The sequence below is a fragment of the Paraburkholderia sp. RL17-368-BIF-A genome (genome assembly GCF_046054045.1).
Taxonomy (GTDB): Bacteria; Pseudomonadota; Gammaproteobacteria; order Burkholderiales; family Burkholderiaceae; genus Paraburkholderia; species Paraburkholderia graminis.
Genome location: NZ_JARESN010000001.1, coordinates 459,326 through 475,874 on the forward strand (window position 1 = coordinate 459,326; position 16,549 = coordinate 475,874).

The window sequence follows — 16,549 nt, forward strand, 5'->3', positions numbered from 1 at the left end:
GTCAGGCTGCCTGCGTCTCGCAGAGGGCTTTGCCGAACAGCAACTGGCTGCGCAGCGAGGAAATGTCGGTCCGGTTCTGGATCAGCTCGAAGTACCACGCGCCTTCGTTGACGTCGCCATACAGCACGGCGCCGATCACGCGGTTCTCTTCGATCACGAGGCGCTTGTAGACACCGCGCCGCGGATCGCGCAGCACGAGGTCTTCGCTGTCCGGGCCGCCGATGAAGTCGCCGGCCGAATACAGTTCGACGCCGGTGACCTTGAGCTTCGTTGCAGTCGCGCGCTGCACGTAGCGGCGATGCCCCGCGCCCGCGAGATGCGCGCCGCACACGCGCGCCTGGTCCCAGATCGGCGCAACGAGGCCGAAGGTCGCCGTGCGGTGCTGCACGCATTCGCCGACTGCGTAGACGCGCGGATCGTAGGTCTGCAACGTATCGTCGACGACAATCGCGCGCTCGCAATGCAGCCCCGCCTGTTTCGCGAGGTCGATGTTCGGGCGCACGCCGGCCGTCATCACGACGAGGTCTGCGGGAATCTGCGTGCCGTCGGCGAAACGCACGGCGCTCACACGATCCGGTCCGACGATCTCCGCGGTGTTCGCCTTCAGCAGGAAACGCAGGCCCTTGCGCTCGAGCGCCTGTTGCAGCAGGACCGACGCGCTGCGGTCGAGCTGGCGCTCCATCAGGCTGTCCATCACATGCACGACGGTTACCGACATGCCCTGGCGCATGAGTCCGTTGGCGGCCTCGAGCCCGAGCAATCCGCCGCCGATCACCACGGCATGCCGATGATTGCGCGCCGCCTCGAGCATTGTTTCGACATCCTGAATGTCACGAAACGCGATCACACCAGGCAGATCGTGGCCCGGCACCGGAATCAGGAAAGGCTTCGATCCCGTCGCGATCAGCAGACGGTCATAGCCGACTTCCACGCCGCCTTGCGAACGCACGACGCGGCGCCTGCGGTCGATCGCGATCACCGGGTCGCCCGCATAGAGGCGAATGCCGTTCTCGTCATACCAGTCGCGCGTATTGAGGATGATGTCGTCGACCGTCTTTTCGCCCGCGAGCACCGGCGACAGCAGAATGCGGTTGTAGTTGCCGTACGGCTCGGCGCCGAACACGGTGATGTCGTACAGATCCGGCGCGAGCTTCAGCAACTCTTCGACGGTGCGCATGCCGGCCATGCCGTTGCCGATCACCACGAGCCGCGGGCGCGCGGGCGCGGCGTGGGAGGCGTGTGACGCGTGCGAGGCGCCTCCCGACAACTGTGCGTCGATCTCGTGTCTCATGCCGCGACCCACACCTTGCCGCTTTCCACCCGCACCGGATACGCGCTGACCGAATTCTCGGGCGCTTCGAGGCACTCGCCGGTGCGCAGATCGAAGTGATGCTTGTAGATCGGCGAGGCCACGACGATGCGCTCGCCGAGGCTGCCGATCAGCCCGCGCGACAGCACGGCCGCGCGCGAACCCGGATCGAAGTTGTCGATGGCGTACACGCCGCCCTCACCGTCCGCGACGTGAAATACGGCGACCTGTCCGCCGTTGACGAGCGCGCAGACGCCCGTATTCGGAACGATGTCGTCGAGCGTGCAAACAGGCGTCCAGGTTTGCGGCAAGCGGTCGTGACTCATGGCGGAGTTCCTCTCGGCAACGTTCATGACAAAGGCTTCCTTCATTTGCGATGCGGTACGCGGCATGATGTGTCCGGCAATAAAAAAGCGTCCCGCGGATGCAATCGCCAGTGCGACTGTATTCGGGGGACGCCGTTGTCCAAAACCAGTGATCTAAAACAGAGTGCGTGCTGCAGATGAGCCGGATCGCCTTTGATCCGCAGCCACGTTAAATGCAAGGCTCATGCCATTAGACGGGAACGCCGCGAAGGCCCCGCGCGGTGGGCTTGTGGCAGGAATCGGAGCGCGCGCGAGGAGCCGTGGGCTGGCGCATTCCGATGCATGAACGCGCGATGATGGTGCGGCGCAGCACCTTCGGCGTGCAACGCTGCCTGGCCGATGGGGCCACGCTCCGGGTCAGCAACGCGGCGCTGTCGAAGCCTCGGACGCAAGGGCGTCCGGCGAAGCGAGCCTCTGTGCGCGACGCACATCGACCGGTAGATCATTGTCTTTCGCGAAGCGCATCGCGAAGTCGAATGCGTCGGCACAGACTGCGCGCAGTTCGTCGGAAACGAAAAAGCATTTGATCCCGGCGTCGATCACAGGCATCGCGAGACGCGTGCACGCGATATGAATGCCCGGCCGCTTTTCGCCGACGAAAAGCGTGATGACGCCGGCAAGACGCTCGGGCCAGTCGCCTGGCCGAAAGGTCTTCTGCGAATGCGTGATGCCCTTGATCAGATAGCCCTGAATCGCCCCTTCAATCGGCTCTTGTGTAGTCAGAGGTAGACGGTCCATGCGGGTCTACTCGCCTCCCGATGACGACCGGTCGACGTCGCTCTCGTCGCCCGGCACATCGCGAGCGGCGATCTTGAGTTGCCGGAGCTTGTGATACAGCGTCTTTTTCGGCATGCCGAGCTCGACGCTGGCTTCCGCGACGTTGCCGTTGTGACGCCGCAGCATGTCTTCAATCAGCATGCGCTCGAAGTACGCAAGCTGTTCGCCGAGCGTGCCGCCCTTGCTTGCGTTGCCGCCAGGGGTCAGCAGACTATCGCCGGTTAGTCCGAGCACGAAGCGGTCGGCGACGTTCTGCAACTCGCGCACGTTGCCGCGCCACGAATGCGTCATCAGTTCGGAAAGCTGCGACGCCGATACGATCGGCGCGGGCTGCCCGAAACGGCGCGCGGCCGCGAGCACGAAATGCTCGAACAGCAAGGGCACGTCCTCGCGCCGTTCGCGCAACGGCGGCAATTCGATCTGCGCGACGTTCAGGCGATACAGCAGGTCCGCGCGAAACTGGCCCTCGGTGGAAAGCTGCATGAGGTCGGCCTTGGACGCCGCAACGATCCGGCAATCCACCGCTATCGGCTCGTTCGCGCCGAGACGCTCGACGGTGCGTTCCTGCAGCACGCGCAGCATCTTGATCTGCAACGACACCGGCATGGTTTCGATTTCGTCGAGAAAAAGCGTGCCGCCATGCGCCCATTCGATTTTGCCGATGCGCTTTTTGATCGCACCGGTGAAGGCGCCCGCTTCATGACCGAACAGCTCGCTTTCGAAAATCTGTTCCGGCAAGCCGCCGCAGTTCAGCGCGACAAAATGCTTGTCGCGTCGCGCGCCGAACTCGTGCAGGCTGCGGGCGATCAGTTCCTTGCCCGTGCCGGTCTCGCCGGTGATGAGCACCGACACCGACGTATCCGCGAGACGCAGGATCTTCTTGCGCACCTCGGCGATGGCGGGCGACTTGCCGAGCACGAGCGCTTCGATACCCTGCCAGTTGTCGAGCGCGGCGCGCAAGCCTTGTACTTCGAGCGTGAGGCGGCGCTTTTCGACGGCACGCGCCACGCGCCGCGCAATATGGTCCGACGAGAACGGCTTTTCGATGAAGTCGTACGCGCCCACCTGCATCGCGCCGACGGCGGTGGAAATATCCGCGTGTCCGCTGATCAGAACGACCGGGATTTGCGGGTCGATCGCCATGACCTTGTCGAGCAACTGCAAGCCGTCGATGCCCGGCATTCTCACGTCGGACACGATCACGAGCGGCGCGCCCGGCGCGACTTCGGCGAGCGCATCGGCCGCGCCCGCGTAAGCGGACACGGGCAGGCCCGCGAGCTCGACGGCCTGCTGGACACCGAAGCGCACGTTCTCGTCGTCCTCTACCACGAGAACGCGAATTTCATCTCCCATCGACAACTCCCTTCGCTGACGCAAACTCGATATTGAAGCGCGCGCCGCCTTCATCGCGATTGGCAGCGGAAATTTTCGCGCCGAATGCTTCGACGATACGCGAGGTAATCGCAAGCCCAAGCCCGAGGCCGTGGCCTCGCGGCTTGGTCGTGACGAACGGCTCGAACAGATGCTCGAGCACTTCGGGCGCGATGCCGGTGCCGCTGTCGGCAATCGAGAACAGCACGCGGCTATTGTCGGCGGAATCGGTTGCTTCGAGCGTAATCACGCGCTGCTCCTGTTCGCGAACCGCGTCGAGCGCATTGCCGAGCAGATTGACGATCACCTGTTGCAACTGGCTCGCCTCCGCACATACCAGCGTGCCCGGCGCGATTCGCACGTCGACTTGCACGGCCTCGTCGCGGATTCGCGCATCGTAGATAAGCCGCGCGTGCGCCACGGCTTCGTTGAGCGACACGGCCACGCGCTCGACAACCGGCTTGCGCGCAAACGCTTTCAATTCGCCGGTGAGCGTGGCCATGTTGTCGACGAGACGCGACACGCGCTCAAGATTCGTGATCGCGTGCGCCGGCTGATCGCGTTCGAAAAACGTGCGCGCGTTATCGCACAGCGTGCGGATCGCGACGAGCGGCTGACTCAGCTCGTGCGTGAGACCCGCAGCCATCTGGCCGAGCACCGCGAGCTTGCCCGCATGCACGACTTCCTGCTGTGACTCGCGCAAGCGCTCTTCAGTCCGTTTGCGCTCGGCGATCTCCTGCTGCATCCGTTCGTTCGTTTGCGTGAGCGCCGCGGTACGTTGCGCGACGGTCGCCTCGAGTTCGTCGTTGGCGCGGCGCAATGCGTCCTGCGCTTTCAGCTTCTCCGCAATCGTGCGACGGCGCTGCACCGCGTAAAGCGCATAGAGGCCGGCGATCAGAAAGCCGCCCGTCACGAAGCCGAGCGCAAGCTCCTGCTGACGCCGCGCGCCCGCGACGTCGAGCAGCACCATGATCGAGTCGCCCGCCTGTGGCGCGGGCCGCGACATCGCGAGATAACGCGTGGTGTGACCGGGGCGGCGCGGGTCAGGAAAGCGGCCGAGCCACGCACTTGCGCCCCACTCGCCGATGCGCCGATATTGAAGCGGCTCCACGAGGCGGCCCGCGTATTGCCGCGACGCCTGAATCTCGCGCTGCTGTTCCGAAGTGATGGGCCGCAGCGCAGTGAATTTCCACGCCGCCACAGTCGAGATGACGATCACGCCGTTGTGGTCGATGACCATCGCCGCCTCATTCGGCCGGCGCCACGCCGACTCGAGTTCGTCGACGCTGATCTTCACCGCGGCCGCGCCGATCGCCTTGCCGCGGTCCCGCACGGCGCTCGCGAAGTAAAGCCCCGGAATGCCGGTATTGGTGCCGATGCCGAAGAAGCGCCCGTTGCCGCGCGCGAGTGCATCCTTGAAGTAAGGCCGGTACGACACGTTAGTCCCGACGAAGCTCAGCGGCTGGTTCCAGTTGCTCGCGGCGATCACCGAGCCTTGCAGATCGATCACGTCGACCGCGACGCTGCCCGCCTCCTGGTTGACCGCTTCGAGATACGTATTGACGCCCTGCACCAGCGCTGGGGACGCGTGCGGCCCGGCGTTGAGCAACGCACGCACGCTGTCCTGTCGCGCGACGATCGCGGGCATCATCTCGAAGCGCCCTAGTTCGCTTTTCAGGCTCGCGCCGTACAGGTCGAGCTGATGCGCGCCGGCCTCGGCGAGCGCGTCGATGGCGCGATTCCACGCGAGTTCGATTGCCGCCGCGGCCATGCCGGCATACAGCAGTGCCGCGACCGCCCACACCCACAGCGGTATCCCTCTTATTCTCACTTGATGTTCGACCTCGCGAATACCCGATGCCCGACGACGCCACCCGCGCGCCGCACCGGAACGCGACGCGTCAGACACCATGCGCGACCGCGATCAGCGTAACCGTGACGACGATCGCACCGCCGATGCGCGTGGCGATCTGCGCGAACGGCATGAGTTGCATGCGGTTGGCCGCGGTCAGGATCGCGACGTCGCCGGTGCCGCCCTGCCCGCTGTGACAGGCGTTCACGATCGCGGTGTCGATAGGGTACATCTTAAGCTTGCGGGCAACCAGAAAACCGGTGCCCATCAGCGTCGCCACGGTCGCGACGATCGTCACGATATTGGCGATGGTGAAGGCGGCCATCAGCTTGTCCCACGGCGTCATCGCGACGCCGATGGCGAACAGCAGCGGATACGTGACCGCGGTCGAGAAGAACTTGTAGACGACGAACGCGCCTTCCTGCAATTGCGGCGACACGGCGCGCGCGAGCTTGACGAGCACGGCGAGAAACAGCATCGCGACCGGCGCGGGCAAGCCGAACAGATTGCGGCACATCAGGCCGAGCAGATACAGCGTGATCGCGGTGATGCCGGCCGCCGCGATATGCGTGACGTCGATATGGCCGCGGATTTCTTCTTCGGCGGGCGCCATTTCGTCGGTCTCGCCGACTTGCAGACGTCCGTCGCCGGTGAGGTGCGGAAAGCGCTTGCCGAGCATGTCGAGCGCACCCGACAGAACGATCGCGGTGAGGCTGCCGAGCATGACGGGCGGCAGCACTTGCGCGAACAACTCGCCTTGCGGCAAGTGCATGATTTCCGAATAGCCGATCGACAGCGGAATAGCGCCTTCACCGACACCGCCGGCCATGATCGGCACGACGATATACAAAAGCGTATGGCGCGCGCCGAGCCCGAATGCCGCGCCGACCGCAATGCCGACGATGGCCGCGGCCAGCGAACCCAGCGCAAGCGGCACGAAGATCTTCACGAAGCCGCGGATCAGCACGCGCCGGTCCATGCTCAGAATGCTGCCGACGATAATCGACGCGATGAAGAGATACAGGAAGTTCGTCGACTTCGTGAACTCGGTCGTGAGATGAAGAATCGGCTTGGGCAGCACGTGGTAGTACGTGAGCGCCGACGGCACGAACGTCGCGCAGATTGCGGCCGCGCCGATGTTGCGCAGAAGCGGCAGACGCTTGCCAAGCTCCGCGCAGGTGAAGCCGAAGAATGCGAGCACGGCGATTGCCATCGAAATTTCGCCCGGCATTTTGCCCGTCACCGCAAAGCCGACGATCAGCGCGAGAAGAATGAAATAGACCGGCAGCGGGATGATGCCAATGCGGTATTCCATCAGCTTCCACCAGCCTTCTGGCCAGAAGCGGGTCTTTTCGTTGGACAACGGCGCGGCTTCGAGCGCGGGCGTGGAACGCGAAGCGTCCTGGGTATGGGCGGGTGTGGACAAAACATGTCTCCTTGCTTTGGCGCGCCGCGGTGGCATGGCGGCGTCGCGTTTCGATGCGGATGTCGGCGCATCCGGCTGCGGCTCTTCGAGCCAGGTGCTGGATAAGCTCGGGGAAAACCCGGGCGATCCGTGGAAAATATTGTGGAAAGCGGGAAGCGATGCGCGCGGGTTAGCGCCGCGCGGGTCGATGAGAGTTGGGCTGGGTCATGAGTGTCTCCGTGAGGATCTCGAGTCTTGTGGATTGCGCTCTGGGCGCTCTTGTAGGGGTATAAGGCAAGGCCTATGCCAATGGCGGCCTGATTGCGGATATGTTTTAAGCCATTGATCTAGCGGGCTTTTTTGTGACGTGAGCGGACACCGCAAGCCCCGTGTTCCGAGACTTCAGAATTCGCCGCGGTGGGCAGGCTGAGAGTTCAGCCGTGAGCGTGTGGATGAGCGCGATCCTCTGACGAAAGGAGCGAGCGGCGCGAAGGCCATCTTCGATTGCGTGCTTTCGATATGCGCAAACATTGGTTGGATTTGCGCGGGCGTCGATTTAACGTCGCGAGTTCAACGCGCACCGTGCGCCGCATCTTTCACGCAGAGAGCAAAGACCGATGACCACACGCAAAGATTCGATCGATACACGCAGGCGCCGCCTTCTGCACGGCGCCGCAGCCGGTTTGACGGGCGCCGCGCTCGGCGGCGTACTCTCGCCGATCGCGCCGTTCACGGGCGGCTTCGCGCAGGCGCAAGGCGACAGCAAGCGCATCCGCATCGGTTATCAGAAGTACGGCAACTTTGTCGTGCTGAAGGCGCGCGGCACGCTGGAAAAGCGGCTGGCAAGCGAAGGCGTCGCGGTGCAGTGGCTCGAATTTCCGGCCGGCCCGCAGTTGCTCGAAGGATTGAATGCCGGTGCCGTCGATGTCGGCACGGTCGGCGAAACGCCACCCATTTTTGCGCAGGCTGGCCGCGTGGACTTCGTTTATATCGGCAACGAGCCGCCCGCGCCGCGTGGCGAAGCGATCGTCGTCCCGCAGGATTCGCCGATTCGCACGGTGGCGCAATTGCGCGGCAAGAAGGTCGCCTTCAACAAAGGCTCGAATGTGCACTTCCTGCTCGTGAAGGCGCTGCAGCAGGCGGGACTGACGTACGCGGACATCGAGCCGGTCTACCTGACGCCCGCCGACGCGCGCGCCGCGTTCGTGCAAGGCAGCGTGCACGCGTGGGTGATCTGGGACCCGTACCTCGCCGCTATCGAACGGCAGGCGAATGCGCGCACCATCGCGAACGGCGACGGGCTCGTGCGCAATACGCAGTACTACGTCTCGGCGCGCAAGTTCGCGACGGCGCAACCGCGCCTGCTGAATGCGCTGCTGGAGGAAGTGAACGCTGTCGACAGTTGGGGACGCGATAACGTGGCCGAAGTGGCGAGCCTGCTGTCGCCGCTCGTGGGCCTCGACGCGGCCACGCTCGAAGTCGCGCTCAAGCGCACCGGCTACGGCGTACAGCCGATCACCGATGCAACCCTCGCCTATCAGCAGCAGATCGCCGACACGTTCAGCGCGCTGAAGCTGATTCCCGGCAAGCTGAGCGTGGTGGACGCGCGCTGGAAAACAAGCTGATGAACTGAAGGTGCAAGTGCGGCGCGCGCATTATGTGTGGCGCGCGACGCGCTGCACGTGTGAGACTACCCCGCCGTCCCGTTGTACGCTGCCCGCAGCGCTGCGACGTCGAACTTCACCATTTTCATCATCGCCTCGGCGGCGCGCCGCGCCTTCTCCGCGTCGGGGTCGCCCATCATGCCGATCACATCGTTCGGCGCGATCTGCCATGAGACGCCGAAGCGGTCTTTCAGCCAGCCGCATGCCTCGGGCACACCGCCGCCTTCCAGAAACGCGTCCCAGTAACGGTCGATTTCCGCCTGATCGGCGCAATTGACCAGGAACGATACCGCGTGATTGAACGGGTCTTTGCCGCTCGAACTCATTGCGAGAAACGGCTGTCCGAATAGCACGAAGTCGACGACTTTCGTCGAGCCGGCGCTCGGCACGGCCGTGACGCGAACCACGCGCGAGTCCGGAAAGATGCTCGTGTAGAAAGCCGCAGCCTCTTCGGCCTCGTTCAAATACCAGAGAAACGGGGTGATCTTCTGAATCGTCATGGCGAGTCTCCTGTCAGGATCGGTCAAATGGCGGCCGAGCCGCATGCCGCTATTAGAACGACGAAGGAGGATCATCCGAATCGACACGACGGCAATAAAAAATTTTCGCCTGCCGTGGCCTCGATTTGACGTGCCACCTTCGCCGTTGCATCCGGCCGATTATAGACAGCGGAGCACTGCGCGATGTTGATAGCGATCCGGCATGATCGCCATGCACCAATCTTTGTGCGGCGGCAAGGGGTTCGCCCTGGCCGCCGCTTGCGATCATGCCGTGAAGCGACGCATTAAACGATCGTCAGCGTCACGTCGATGTTGCCGCGCGTTGCGTTCGAATACGGGCAAACGATATGCGCCTTGTCGACGAGCGCCTGAGCGGCGTCGCGCGGCATGCCGGGCAATGCGATCTTCAGTTCGACTTCGATGCCGAAACCGTTCAGAATTGCGCCGATACCCACGCTCCCGTCGATCGAAACATCCGCGGGAATCGCGATCTTGTCGCGCGCGGCGACGAATTTCATCGCACCGAGGAAGCACGCGCTGTAGCCGGCCGCGAACAGTTGCTCGGGATTCGCGCCGTCGCCGCCTGCGCCGCCGAGTTCGCGCGGCGTGGTCAGCTTGAAGTCGAGCTTGCCTTCGGGGACGATGGCGCGGCCATCGCGGCCTCCGGTAGCGTGAGCATGAGCGCGATACAGAACTTTTTCGACCGACATGGTGAAGCTCCTTAGTGAACAGGTTTAAAGTCGCCTATCTATGTACAGATAGATGCGATTGCACAGTCAAACGGGTTTTATAAAACTACCACTTACATCATTCAAGTCTATCTATCACAAGATAGACAACACACCGCAAAAAAGACAGACGTGCCGCTTTCGGATATGCCCGCCTTACGTCTTACCGAGCTATCCTTACCGACGCCTCGACATCATCCAGCCGGGCCTTGGTATTGAATAACCGGCTCGCCAATACACTGCCTTGAAACGCCGCAAAGAGAGCGCGCGCCGCGTTCTCAGGCTTGCCGTTCACTGCGAGCGTACCCGCTTTCGAGCCTTCCGCGAGCACCTTCGCGAGCCACTTCTCGTTCGCCTTGAAGAATGCCTGCACCGCTTGCCGAATATTGTCCGGCAATGTTTCGATGTCCGACGCCAGCATGCCGCACAGGCAGATCTGGTGCCCGTCGCCCAGCGTGCGGCCGAACAGCTTGGTGTACTTGCCGAGCCTGGCCTCAGCGGGCAACGATTCGTCAATGCCCTTGAGCGTGTCGAACACTTCGCTGCTATACGCGTTCACCGCTTCGAGAACGAGGTCGTCTTTCGACGGGAAATAGTAATGAATGCTCGACGTCTTGACGCCGACCAGACTCGACAGGTCCCGATAGCTAAAGCCGTTATAGCCGCGCATCATGATAAGCGTGATGGCGTGCTCGAGAATCTGTTCGCGCACTGAAGTCGTCGTGTCCATGAACCGAACTCTATCTACCTGAAGATAGATTGTCAAGCACGATTGAATCGGCGGACAGAGTTGTCCGATTGGCATTGGTGGACGGTGTCACACGGCGACGGGACCGCCGCCGCGCTCTACCCTGCGCTACTGCTTGACCTCGCCAGTCCGCGGCGGCGCCGACGCGCCTTCCGGCGACATGGCATTCGCCCGCTTGTCCATCAGCGTGCCGGGCTTGTTGCCTGGCGCGCCGACGTCCGCCGGTTTATCCACGGCCTGCCCGGCCTGTCCTGGCTGAATCTGTTTTCCGTTTTGCGTACCGCTGTTCGCCGGCGCGTTACCGCTTTGTTGCGAGTAAGCCACGCTGCTCATGCAGACGATCAACGCGATGCCGGCAACCTTGAAGGTTCTCATGTCTGTCTCCCAGTTTCACGGCGCTTGCCGCTTTTTAGAAGCACAGCATGGACCGTGCCGCGTGCGGAAACAGGCGCGGTTATTCGATCCGCCGACGCGTGGAAATAGCCGAAGCGGTCGAAATCACGAGATCGGCGAAGCGTTTTTCGTCGCGATCGGCCTGCCAGCGCGAGCGCGCCACGGCGATATTCACCGCGCCGATGCCGCGTCCGTGCGCGTTCGTAATAGCCGCCGCCGTCGAAATATCGCTCACGAAGTACTCGTCTTCCGTATGCGCGTAGCCCTGCTTGCGGATCTGCACGATCCGCTCCTTGATCTTGCGCGGCTGATAAACCGTGGAAGCCGTATAAGCGACGAGGTTCGTGCGCGACAGAATGTCGTCGATTTCGCCGTCGGGCAGCGTCGCAAGAATAGCGAGACCCGGCGCCGTGCAATACGCAGGCAGCCGCGAGCCGGTAATGACGTGCGCGTTGAATACATTGCGGCTGACGATGCGCAGCACGAACACAATGTCCGTATCGTCCAGCACCGTGAGGTTGGTCGCCTCTTCCGTCTCCGAGCCGAGTTGCTGCAGATAAGGCGTCGCGCGGCTCACCAGATCGTTCGACGTCAGATAGTGATAGGTGAAGTCGAGAAGCCGCGGCGACAGTTCGTATTTGCGGCTGTCCGCGTCCTTGAAGAGATAGCCGAGCGCAGCGAGCGTGTAAGTAAAGCGCTGTGTCGCGCTCATGTCGAAGCCCGTGGACGCCGAAATCTCGGAGAGCGACAACTGACGCTTGCTGCCGTCGAACGCGGTGAGCACCTTCATCGCCTTCTCGACCGACTGCACGTAAAGCGGCGACGCGCTCGGGTCGGCTGCCTCCGCGGGCAGCTTTGCCTGCGAAGTGTTGCGCTTGCGTGCGGCTTTGGGCTCGTCGCTCATCACGTCAGTGTCTGTCTGGTTCGAACGGGAAATTATCGCATAGCCCTAACAATCCACCTCTATACGATAACTATTGCGTGACCGTCGCGAGACGGTCCCACGCGTCTTCGGTGTTGCGCGACAGCAGATGCTTCTTCACGCGCTCGCTCGCGGTCAACTCGAACGCTGAGACCGCGCGGTAATAGCGCGGCAACTGGAAGCTCGCAAGGCGTTCTTGCGCCCACGCGTGCAACGCCGGCCACGCGACCGCTTCGTCCTTGAACTGGACGTTGAGCAGAATATCCTGCTCGCCGATTGCCGACGCGACGCCAATTGCCGCGCTGGCGCGAATCGCCGGATGCGCCGCAAAAATACGCTCGATTTCCCATGCGGACACGTTCTCGCCGCGCACGCGCATGCTGTCCGTCTGCCGGCCGATGAAGAACAGATCGCCGTCCGCATCGCGCCGTGCACGATCGCCGGTGTGAAGCCGCCCGTCGCGCAGCGCGGCTTTCGTCGCATCGGGATTGTTCAGATACGTCGGCAAAAACGTGCCCTCCACTTTGCTCGACAGCACGATCTCGCCGGCTTCGCCGTCTTGCACGCGCTGCCCGTTTTCGTCGAGTAACTCGATGTCGATCCACGGTAACGCGCGGCCGATCGAGCCCGGCTTTCCCGTGAGATTGGCGGTCGCGAAGCTCGAGCATTCGGTCATGCCGTAGCACTCGCGCAGCGACACCTTGAGCCGCGCCTGAATCGCTTGCCACGACGCAGCGCTCACACCCGCGCCCCACGCGACGCGCAGCGTGTGCGCCGCCGGCTGCTCGCTCTCGGGCAACTGCATCAGAATGTCGAGCACGCCGCCGAGATAATGCAACTGAGTCGCGCCCGCGCGCTCGATCTGCGGCCAGAACTGCGATGCCGAAAAACGCGGCACCGCATGCAACGTCACGTTCTCGAGGAACGGCAGCAGCAGCATTTGCGCGCCGCCGATGTGACACAGGGGCTCCCACAGAAACAGCCGGTCGCCGTCGCACACATCGGCGACACGCAGCGCCGCCTCGCTCGCGATGCGCATCATCCGGTGCGTGAAGACGACGCCCTTCGGCGCGCCCGTCGTGCCCGATGTGTAGATGATGCACAGCGGATCGTGCACGCCGATCGCGGGCGTCGCGAACGCCGCATGGGTGTCGCTTGCATCGAACGCAGGCAGACGCGTGCGTTGCGCCGCGCCGCAATCGAGTTGCGCGGTCACCGCGTCGAATTCATCGTCGATCACGAAGAGTTTGGGCTGTGCGTGTTGCAGCAGATAGTCGAGGCCCGCTGCACGCAGCTTCGTGTTGACGGGCACCCACACAAGCCCGCTCACATGCAGCGCGTAAATCAGGTGAATGTGTTCGGGACTATTGCCGAGCATCACGGCGACGCGATCGCCCTGTACGAGACCGCGTTCGCCGAACCAGCGCTGTAACTGCGCGACGTGCCGTGAAGCGTCTTCGCAGGTGATCGCGTGATCCTCGAAATGCACGACGGTGCGCGTGGGATCGCGGCGCAATCCTGCCGCGAGCAGCGGCACACAGTCGAGCTCGTCGCTTGCGTGCCGGTGAGCAAAATATTCTGGATAACGATGCATGTGTGAACCGGTTGAATGACCGAAAATTAGCGCGCCTTGCGCTTGAGCCAGGAAGAAACCGCGACGACGAGTGCGATCAGTATCACGAGCGTGGTCGACACGGCCGCGAGCGTCGGCGTGATGGCGAGCTGGATGTCGTCCCACATCTGCTTGGGCAGCGTCGAGTTAATGCCGCCGGAGACGAAGATCGCGATAGTCAGGTCATCGAACGAAACGAGGAATGCGAACAGGAACGCGGCGGTCACGCTTGCCATGAGGAGCGGCAACACGATCGACGTGATGCGCCGCAACGGCGACGCGCCCATCACGCGCGCGGCGTCGTCGAGGCGCCAGTCGAAGCGCTGGAAGCCTGCGGCCAGCGTCACGACGACATACGGAATAGCGAGCACTGTATGGCCGATCACGAGGCCGAGGTTCGTGCCCGTCAGCCCAAAGCGCGCGAACAGATACAGCAAACCGACGGCCACCACGATACGCGGCACGATCAGCGGCGCAACCAGCAACGCGAATACGGGCTTGCTCACGCGGCGCGGCATGCGCGTCATCGCGAGCGTCGCGCCGAAGCCGAGCAGCAGCGACAGCAGCGCGGTGCCGAGACCCACTTCGAACGAACGGATCACTGCGCTTTGCCACACCGGCGAATCCATGAACGTGCCGAACCAGCGGATGCTGAAGAGCTTCGGCGGAAACGCGATGTAGTCGCTCTTCGTGAACGCATACGGGATCACGGAAAGCACCGGCACGACCAGCACGAGCATCACGACACAGGTGTAAAAACCCAGCGGGCCGAGCGCGCGCGATGCTTCGCCGGCGTGCACCTTGCGGCGCATCGTCAGCGGTGCGAAGACGCGTCCCGCGGTCATCAGCAGCGCGAGCTTGAATCCTTGCGCACGCGAGCCGCGTTGACGCTCGGCGACTTCGCCGGTCAGCGACGTGAGGCCCACCATCCGGTCGTAGATGAAGAAGATCACGATCGAGCAGACCAGCAGCACGGTCGAGAGCGCGCCGGCAAAGCGCATGTCGAAAAGCTCGAGCACCGACGAGATCACGAGTTGCGCGATCATCGTTTCCTTCGGTGAGCCGAGAAGCGCGGGCACGATAAAGAAGCCGAGGCTCGAGATGAAGACGAGCAGGCCCGCTGCCGCCACACCGGGCGACGACAGCGGCAGATAGACGGTAAAGAAACTCGTGCTGCGTTCGGCGCCGAGCGTTTCGGCGGCTTGCGTCAAACGGTCGTCGATGCCGCGCATGACGGGCAGCATCGTCATCACGGCGAGCGGCAGCATCGAATGCACCATGCCGATCAGCACGCCGGTCAGCGACGGAATCGTGCCGCTCGTCTCGCTCACGAGACCGAGCGATAGCGCGATGGTCGACAGCACGCCGGTCTTCGACAGCAGCAGCATCCACGCATACGTCTTCACGAGATAGCTGGTCCAGAACGGCAGCATCACCCACAGCAGCCAGCGTTCGCGGGCGCGCTCCGACAGACGGCTCAACAGATACGCGACCGGATAGCCGAGCACGATGGAAAGCGCCGCTGTCATGAACGAAATGGCGAAGGTGATCCATAAAACCTTCGCGTAAACCGGCGTGCGCGCGATGCGCTCGAACTGCGTGAGCCCGATCTGCCCGTCCGCACCGACGAGTCCGCCTTGCAGAATCTCGCCGACAGGTACGATAAAGAACACGAGCAGAAACAGCAGCGTCGGCACGATAGGCAGAAAGCGCAGGCAGCGCGCGAGCCACATCGAACGGCCGCGCCGCGAGGCTTCGTTTTCGCGATGCGCGTGAAGAGCGATGGTCATTCCGATCCCTTTCAGCTATGCAGAAGCGTCGTGCGATACGGGTCCCACACGAGGCCCACCTTGTCGCCGATACGCGGGGACAGACTGCGTTCGCAACGCACGGTGAGCTCGCTGCCGTCGTTCATCGCGAGCTGCACGCGCGTGTCGCTGCCGAAGAACACGACGTCCGCAATCGTGCCGTCGACAAAACCGCTGCGCGGCTCGACGAGCCGCGGCGCTTCGGGCCGCACGAGCAGCGTGTGGCGCGCACCGGAAGCCGCGCCCTTCCCGTTCGCCGCCTTCATCGTATTCATCGCGTTCATTGCGTTCATCGGCAATGGAATGCGGCCGCCGGCTGCGAGCAGGATCGGTTCGCCGCTCGCGCCACGCGTGTCGTCGATCGCGCCTTCGAGCAGATTCGAATGACCGATGAAGCCGGCCGCGAAACGCGTTGCGGGACGGTCGTACAGATCGGCAGGCGTGCCCACCTGCTCGATGCGCGCCTGATTCATCAGGCAGATGCGGTCGGACAGCGTGAGCGCTTCGTCCTGATCGTGCGTGACGTACACGAACGTTGCGCCGAGCTCCTTATGCAAGCGACGAATTTCGCCCTGCATGTGCTCGCGCAATTTTTTGTCGAGTGCGCCGAGCGGCTCGTCGAGCAGAATCACCGACGGCCGGTAGGCGAAGCAACGCGCCAGCGCGATGCGCTGCTGCTGCCCGCCCGACAGTTCCTTCGGAAAGCGCTTCCCGTAGTCGGTCATGCGCACCATCGCGAGCGCGCTGTCCACAGCCGCGCGTACTTCGTCGCGCGACTTGCGGCGCATGCGCAAACCGTACGCGACGTTGTCCCACACGCTCATGTGCGGAAACAGCGCATAGCTCTGGAACACCATGCCGATGCCGCGCTTGCCCGGCTCGACGTGCGTGACGTCGCGCCCGTCGATTTCGATGCGTCCCGCGCTCGGCGCGACGAGCCCCGAGATCATCTGCAGCAGCGTCGTCTTGCCCGAACCCGAGGGACCGAGCAGCGTCAGGAATTCGCCTGCCTGCACGGCGAGATCCGTCGGTTCCAGCGCGAGAGCCTCGCCGTAGCGCTTCGCAATGCCTATCGCCTCGAGTTTGGAGCTCATC

Annotated in this window: 15 protein-coding genes; 1 reads left to right on the forward strand and 14 read right to left on the reverse strand. The window is 63.4% G+C overall.

The features are described 5' to 3' along the window. Position 1: 1 nt before the first annotated feature. The 6 genes from P0D87_RS02020 to P0D87_RS02045 form a co-directional block, all read right to left on the reverse strand. Positions 2-1,291, reverse strand: a complete 1,290-nt coding sequence (locus P0D87_RS02020) for an NAD(P)/FAD-dependent oxidoreductase (protein ID WP_053857937.1) — start codon at positions 1,289-1,291, stop codon at positions 2-4. Beyond that, positions 1,288-1,635, reverse strand: coding sequence for a nitrite reductase small subunit NirD (gene nirD / locus P0D87_RS02025; RefSeq protein ID WP_006051071.1), 348 nt, complete (start codon positions 1,633-1,635; stop codon positions 1,288-1,290). Before nirD ends, P0D87_RS02020 begins: the two co-directional genes overlap by 4 nt. Positions 1,636-2,031: 396 nt before the next feature. Further along, positions 2,032-2,412 (reverse strand): DUF3579 domain-containing protein, encoded by a 381-nt coding sequence (locus tag P0D87_RS02030; RefSeq protein ID WP_171799828.1) that lies wholly within the window; start codon positions 2,410-2,412, stop codon positions 2,032-2,034. A 6-nt stretch (positions 2,413-2,418) separates the two neighbouring features. Beyond that, on the reverse strand, positions 2,419-3,804 hold the full coding sequence (locus tag P0D87_RS02035) for a sigma-54-dependent transcriptional regulator (RefSeq protein ID WP_053857935.1): 1,386 nt from the start codon (positions 3,802-3,804) through the stop codon (positions 2,419-2,421). Further along, positions 3,794-5,734 (reverse strand): sensor histidine kinase, encoded by a 1,941-nt coding sequence (locus P0D87_RS02040; RefSeq protein ID WP_216649009.1) that lies wholly within the window; start codon positions 5,732-5,734, stop codon positions 3,794-3,796. The genes P0D87_RS02035 and P0D87_RS02040 overlap by 11 nt, the downstream gene beginning before the upstream one ends. Then, positions 5,724-7,100, reverse strand: coding sequence for a 2-hydroxycarboxylate transporter family protein (locus P0D87_RS02045; protein ID WP_006051075.1), 1,377 nt, complete (start codon positions 7,098-7,100; stop codon positions 5,724-5,726). The genes P0D87_RS02040 and P0D87_RS02045 overlap by 11 nt, the downstream gene beginning before the upstream one ends. A gap of 596 nt (positions 7,101-7,696) precedes the next feature. Here P0D87_RS02045 and P0D87_RS02050 point away from each other — a divergent pair. Then, complete coding sequence (locus P0D87_RS02050; RefSeq protein WP_029969261.1) at positions 7,697-8,704, forward strand: sulfonate ABC transporter substrate-binding protein; 1,008 nt, start codon at positions 7,697-7,699, stop codon at positions 8,702-8,704. A 65-nt stretch (positions 8,705-8,769) separates the two neighbouring features. Here P0D87_RS02050 and P0D87_RS02055 read toward each other — a convergent pair whose 3' ends face one another. The 8 genes from P0D87_RS02055 to P0D87_RS02090 all read right to left on the reverse strand — a co-directional run bounded on the left by P0D87_RS02055 (position 8,770) and on the right by P0D87_RS02090 (position 16,548). Further along, complete coding sequence (locus P0D87_RS02055; protein ID WP_053857934.1) at positions 8,770-9,243, reverse strand: VOC family protein; 474 nt, start codon at positions 9,241-9,243, stop codon at positions 8,770-8,772. A 284-nt stretch (positions 9,244-9,527) separates the two neighbouring features. Continuing rightward, entirely contained in the window at positions 9,528-9,953 is a 426-nt protein-coding gene (locus P0D87_RS02060; protein WP_408636713.1) for an organic hydroperoxide resistance protein, read from the reverse strand. A 181-nt stretch (positions 9,954-10,134) separates the two neighbouring features. Beyond that, positions 10,135-10,701, reverse strand: coding sequence for a TetR/AcrR family transcriptional regulator (locus tag P0D87_RS02065; protein WP_053857933.1), 567 nt, complete (start codon positions 10,699-10,701; stop codon positions 10,135-10,137). A 126-nt stretch (positions 10,702-10,827) separates the two neighbouring features. Then, positions 10,828-11,094, reverse strand: a complete 267-nt coding sequence (locus P0D87_RS02070; protein ID WP_053857932.1) for a hypothetical protein — start codon at positions 11,092-11,094, stop codon at positions 10,828-10,830. A gap of 79 nt (positions 11,095-11,173) precedes the next feature. Then, complete coding sequence (locus P0D87_RS02075) at positions 11,174-12,016, reverse strand: IclR family transcriptional regulator (protein WP_006053140.1); 843 nt, start codon at positions 12,014-12,016, stop codon at positions 11,174-11,176. Between the two features lie 70 nt (positions 12,017-12,086). After that, on the reverse strand, positions 12,087-13,628 hold the full coding sequence (locus P0D87_RS02080) for an AMP-binding protein (RefSeq protein WP_053857931.1): 1,542 nt from the start codon (positions 13,626-13,628) through the stop codon (positions 12,087-12,089). A gap of 26 nt (positions 13,629-13,654) precedes the next feature. After that, the gene (locus P0D87_RS02085; protein ID WP_053857930.1) at positions 13,655-15,436 is read right to left on the reverse strand and encodes an ABC transporter permease subunit; all 1,782 of its coding nucleotides are present in this window, start codon (positions 15,434-15,436) and stop codon (positions 13,655-13,657) included. A gap of 11 nt (positions 15,437-15,447) precedes the next feature. Beyond that, complete coding sequence (locus P0D87_RS02090) at positions 15,448-16,548, reverse strand: ABC transporter ATP-binding protein (RefSeq protein ID WP_053857929.1); 1,101 nt, start codon at positions 16,546-16,548, stop codon at positions 15,448-15,450. Between the last annotated feature and the right edge of the window lies 1 nt (position 16,549).